The sequence below is a fragment of the Chryseobacterium sp. 2TAF14 genome, assembly GCF_052115105.1.
Classification (GTDB): Bacteria; Bacteroidota; Bacteroidia; order Flavobacteriales; family Weeksellaceae; genus Chryseobacterium.
Genome location: NZ_JBFRGA010000210.1, coordinates 1 through 5267, shown reverse-complemented (window position 1 = coordinate 5267; position 5267 = coordinate 1). Strand labels below are relative to the sequence as shown.

The following is a 5267-nucleotide window of genomic DNA, read 5'->3' as shown; positions in this document are numbered from 1 at the left end:
GAGTCTTCCAAGGCCTGTCTTGTGGGATTTGCAGCTCTTGAATATTCGTAGCCTGAATGCACACCCGGAGATTTTTGTGCAAATGTTGAGGTTAAAAAAACCGGAACATTCACCGATCCTGTAGCAGATTCGTGGTGTTGTCCGCCGTGTATAACTTTTGTATTGAAATTCATTTTTTTATAATTTATTAATTTGGAAATTTGAGAATTTGAGAATTATTTGCATCGCATCATTTTCAAATTAACTCATTATCAAATTTTCAAATTGATTTTACATTTTTATTGCTGATTTTATAGCAAATTCCTCAGCCATTTGTTCGATCCATGCTGCAACATCATCTTCACCTGTTGCTCTCTGATACGTATTCCCCATTGAAACGAAAATCTGGTGCATAAACATTTTCATCTGATCAACCGGCATATCTTTCGTCCAAAGATCAATTCTTAGCGCTTCTGAAGCTTTTTCGTCCCAAACGGAAATCATCACCGCTTTTGTCTCTTCTTTTTCTACGCCTCCGTCCTGAGCGTTCCATGTCATTACTTCCGGGATGTGGTTTTCGTCAAGCTCTACATCTATCGTTATCTGAGTCTTTCTCATTTTTCTAATTTTTTATTAGGTTTTAGGATTTAGGGTTTAGTTTTTTTGTATCAACTAACAACCAAAAACTATCAAACCTATTTATTCTTCTAATTTTGGTTTGTATCCTGCTTTGTTAAAAATTTCCGTTGCATCCATTTTAAGGAAATCAGTAAGTTTCGTTTCAGGATTTTTCTTTAAATATTCTTTACAAATCTGCCATCCGATGAAAACGCCTACCATTGGCGAAGATTCGTTATCGATTTCTGTATAAAATTTTGAAAACGGTCCCGGATTGATAAAACGGTCAACCAAACGGTGATCGTCTCCAAAAATCAAATTATTTTCAACAAAATAATTATAAATATTGGCTTCATTCGCAGCAGACCAATCGTATTGCTTTTTATCGTAATCCATTTTCAGGTAATCGGGAGTTTCGGGTAGAAAAGCATCCTGAAGAAGCATTATTTTTCCGTTATAGACCAACAGATCAATAAATTTCTGATGATCAGGCGAAAAAGGAACAGCCTGCTCTGCAAATATTCTTGAAACTTTAGGAACAATATTATTCGGGTTCATCGATTTCTGAAAATAATTTTCCAGACCTTTATAATTAGGATTATTGTTTCCCATAAATCCGCTTACATCTATGAAAAGGAAATTGGTTTTTGCATCAAAAAATATAGGATCCTGAATCATCTGCAATGTTGATGAAAACAAATACACTTTTGGCGTTTTAAACTCAGGGAAATAATATTTGATGTGCGAAAACAAATCCTGAAGCTCTTTCTGAAGCTTTGCCTGGTCGATTTTTAAAATGGCTTCCTTATAAATTTTCACTTCATCAGGATTCACCCTGTTTTTGGCAAAATCTGCATCTGAAACCGTCCCCTGAAACCATGGAAATTTAGCTTTAAACTGATCTAAAGGTACATTTGGATTGTAAAACTCCTTTGAAATATCGGTTACCTCTACTTTTTCGGCAGGATTTTTTATTTCTACTTTCCAATCAGTTTCCTGCTCTTTTTTACATGAGTTTAAACTTAAAACTAAAAAGCATGAAAGTGCTGCAATTCTAAAAATCTTCATTATTTTTACATGAAATTTAAGTGTACAAAAATAAGGATATTAATATAAACTTAAGCTGAAAACAGATTTTTTTGTGACTATGAAAGTTATATTAAAATCTTTAAAAACACAACCGCCCAACCATGAATATTGAACTTGAAACCGAAAGACTGATTCTTAGAAAATTTATTGAAGAAGATTACAAGCGTCTTTATCTGCTCGATTCTGATCCGGAAGTCATGAAATATGTCGGAATGCCTACACTTTCTAAAATTGAAGAATCGAAAGAAGTGGTGAAAATGATTATGCAGCAATATAAAGACAATGGTGTAGGAAGACTTGCCGTTATTGAAAAAGAAAGTAAGCTACTCATCGGATGGAGCGGATTAAAACTAAATACATCTCAAGTAAACGGACATCAAAATTTCTATGAACTCGGCTATCGTTTTTTGCCTGAAACTTGGGGAAAAGGTTATGCTACAGAATCCGGAAAAGCGTCTTTGAATTATGGTTTTAATGATTTGAAAACCGAAATTATTTATGCTTACGCTCATTCTGAAAATACAGCATCCAATCATATTTTACAAAAATTAGGATTTGAAAAAACAGGCGAATTTACCGAACCTGACGGAATTTGTTTCTGGTATGAACTTAAAAAAGAAAATTTTAAATAATAAAATATATACAATGCAGACACAAAAAGTAATAGATCATATTGTAAAATGGCTGAAAGATTATGCCACCAAAGCAAATGTAAAAGGATATGTAATCGGGGTTTCGGGTGGTGTAGATTCCGGAGTGGTTTCTACTTTGGCAGCAATGACCGGTTTGAAAACTTTGCTGATCGAAATGCCGATCCGCCAAAAAGAAGATCAGGTAAACCGAGCCTGGGAACACATGAATGATCTAAAATCTAAATTCCCGAATGTAGAAGCTATGTCTGTAAATCTTACGCCGGCTTTCGAAGAATTATACAACACTTTTGACGTTCACGATGACGAATTTCCAAATGAAAAACTGGCTTTCGCAAATACAAGATCACGTTTAAGAATGCTTACTTTGTATTATTACGGACAAATAAACGGTCTTTTGGTTTGCGGAACAGGAAATAAAGTGGAAGATTTCGGAATTGGTTTTTATACAAAATATGGTGACGGCGGCGTTGACATTTCTCCTATCGCTGATCTTTACAAAACTGAGGTTTATGAATTGGCAAAAGCTTTAAATCTCGTAAAAAACATACAGGAAGCAATCCCTACAGACGGACTTTGGGATGCCGAAAGAACCGATGAAATGCAGATTGGAGCCACCTATCCAGAATTAGAAAAAATTCAGAAGGAATGGGGAACCAAAACCGAAGCCGATTACAACGGAAGAGATCTTGAAGTTTTTAAAATTTTCAGCAGGATGAATAAAGCGGCGCAACATAAAATCAACCCGATTCCGGTGTGTGATATTAATGAAAAGTGGAGAACGTAAAAAGTCAATTTTGCTCTGCAAGTGAAGTGTCAATTGTGAATTTTTGCAATTCGCGTTTCATAGTTTGACATTGACAATTCATTAACGAAGTTAAATTAACCATTGACCATAAAAATATGAATCCTAAAATCCGTTCGCTCTTCTTTGCCTGTCTCGGACTTCTTTTCGGAATGTCTGTGATGTTTGTTTATAATCATTTTTTTGCAGAGAAGAAAGCTGCAATTAAAAACGAAAGTATTTCGGAAGCTTCGGTAAATCACGTTGATAAACAATCTATCGATGAGTTAACCAATGAGAATACTGTAATTAAATATGTAAAGCAAAATAGAAAGCTTCCTGATTATTACATTACAAAAAACGAAGCCAAAAAATTTGGTTGGAATCCGTCACAGGGAAATCTTTGCGATGTTTTGCCCGAAAAAGCGATTGGCGGAGATTATTTTGGAAACCGGGAAGGGAAACTTCCGAAAGATGAAAAATACTTTGAAGCCGATGTTAATTACAACTGCGGAAACAGAAATGGTGACCGAATTGTTTTTACGAAAAACGGTGAGGTTTATTTAACTAAAGATCATTATAAAAGTTTCGAGAAAAGGTAGCTCATCATATTAAGGAATACATTGAAGCGTTTTAAATTTAATCAACTTTAAAATTGAGATTGCTTTGGCGCTTTGCTTCTCGCAATGACATTGAGTACTCGACATTCTCGCAATGACAATTGAAAACTCTACATTTGCACATTAAAAATTTTAAATAAAAATATGAATACAATATACATCGATTTTACAGAAATCGGAGACTACGAAGATTTTTACACTCAGCTTAAAGAAAAAATAAAGCTTCCTGAACATTTCGGAGATAACCTTGATGCACTTTCAGATGTAATTTCCGGCGAACTGGAAATGCCTTTGCATATAGAATTTGTAAACATGAGTGTCGATCAGCTTGAAATGTTTGAAGATCTTTTAACGACTCTGGAAGATGCCGAAGAGGAAGTTGAAGATTTTAGGCGCAGCTTTGCTGCGCCCGATTCGTTTAAATATCAAAATACTATTTTCCTAAAACCTCAGTAATAGGATTTCCCACATTTCCGCTTGGAAACTGAATGTGCAGCAAAGCAGAAACCGTCGGCGCAATATCAGTCATATGATATTGCTTGTTGCTTTCACCATGCTTAATTCCCCATCCCATAAAAATCAAAGGAATGTGTGCATCATAAGAATTCCAGACACTGTGTGTAGTTCCTGTTTTTGAATACGGAGGAAGCATAGAGTCGTGAGAAATCAATTGAATATCACCGCTTCTCTGCCTGTTTATTCCGTTGATGATTCTCTCTTTTATTGGTTGAGGAATCGTTGCTTCCTGTACTTCTGTTGTAGAAACGGCATATAAAACTGTAGGATCTTTTTCTAATTCGTGAATTGCAAATTCTTTAATATCTTCAAGCTCAAGTTTATTGTCTGCCATTAATTTTCTGTCAAAATAAATCTGATAATTATCAACACCGTTAATCAGTTTATCAACACCAAATTTTTCTTTAAGCTTTTCATTTAAATTCTTTTCCATGCCTTCACCAAAAAAACCTGTGGTGATCTTATGCTCTTCTAAAAATCCTACAGAATGTGCCCCGCCATGATCTGCCGAAACAAAAACCGTATACTGATTTTTACCAACTTTTTCGTCAAGATATTTGAAAAATGCAGCTAAATCCTGATCTAATCTTAAATAAACATCTTCTACCTCGATAGAATTTGGCCCAAATTTATGTCCGGCATAGTCTGTTGAAGCCAGATTGATCGCCAAAATATCAGTTACTTCATCCGCTCCTAAATTTTCACCTTCCACAGAAGCTTCGGCCAGTTTTAAAGTTAAAGTATTTCCGAAAGGAGTGTAACGGATGTTATCTTTTTTAGTTTTATAATCTTCAGCCAAATTATTGTACGGGAAAACAGGGGTTTTTGAGCTTCCCAAAAGCCCTTCCCAAGAAGAATTATCTGGTGAACTTTCAGTGTATTGATTAATTGGCAATAAAGTATTCCAACCGTTAGCAACCAACTGATCCGGAAGATTCTGAGAGTTGAAATTTTTCAGCCATTGTGGCAAATCATTCATGTACCAAGTACTCGTAATGAAATCTCCGGTAG

8 protein-coding genes are annotated in these 5267 nt (G+C 35.1%); 4 read left to right on the top strand and 4 right to left on the bottom strand.

Annotation, left to right across the window (positions count from 1 at the left end; genetic code table 11):
• The 3 genes from AB4Y90_RS15985 to gldB all read right to left on the bottom strand — a co-directional run.
• On the bottom strand, window positions 1-173 hold a 173-nt coding region (locus tag AB4Y90_RS15985; RefSeq protein WP_288374485.1), incomplete at its 3' end, for a PLP-dependent transferase.
• Between the two features lie 97 nt (window positions 174-270).
• On the bottom strand, window positions 271-597 hold the full coding sequence (gene gldC, locus AB4Y90_RS15980; protein ID WP_441558574.1) for a gliding motility protein GldC: 327 nt from the start codon (window positions 595-597) through the stop codon (window positions 271-273).
• 81 nt (window positions 598-678) lie between these two features.
• Entirely contained in the window at window positions 679-1665 is a 987-nt protein-coding gene (gene gldB / locus AB4Y90_RS15975; protein ID WP_441558573.1) for a gliding motility lipoprotein GldB, read from the bottom strand.
• Between the two features lie 122 nt (window positions 1666-1787).
• On the opposite strand from gldB, the gene AB4Y90_RS15970 reads away from it, so the two are divergent.
• The 4 genes from AB4Y90_RS15970 (at window position 1788) to AB4Y90_RS15955 (ending at window position 4196) form a co-directional block, all read left to right on the top strand.
• On the top strand, window positions 1788-2318 hold the full coding sequence (locus AB4Y90_RS15970; RefSeq protein ID WP_441558572.1) for a GNAT family N-acetyltransferase: 531 nt from the start codon (window positions 1788-1790) through the stop codon (window positions 2316-2318).
• Between the two features lie 13 nt (window positions 2319-2331).
• Complete coding sequence (gene nadE / locus AB4Y90_RS15965; RefSeq protein WP_441558571.1) at window positions 2332-3123, top strand: NAD(+) synthase; 792 nt, start codon at window positions 2332-2334, stop codon at window positions 3121-3123.
• 116 nt (window positions 3124-3239) lie between these two features.
• A complete protein-coding gene (locus AB4Y90_RS15960) occupies window positions 3240-3722 on the top strand; it encodes a ribonuclease domain-containing protein (RefSeq protein WP_441558570.1) in 483 nt (160 codons plus the stop codon).
• Window positions 3723-3884: 162 nt separating this feature from the next.
• Window positions 3885-4196 (top strand): barstar family protein, encoded by a 312-nt coding sequence (locus AB4Y90_RS15955; protein WP_441558569.1) that lies wholly within the window; start codon window positions 3885-3887, stop codon window positions 4194-4196.
• On the opposite strand, the gene AB4Y90_RS15950 is transcribed toward AB4Y90_RS15955, so the two are convergent.
• Window positions 4174-5267: alkaline phosphatase family protein (locus tag AB4Y90_RS15950; RefSeq protein WP_441558568.1), on the bottom strand; the 1094-nt coding region annotated here is incomplete at its 5' end. The genes AB4Y90_RS15955 and AB4Y90_RS15950 overlap by 23 nt on opposite strands.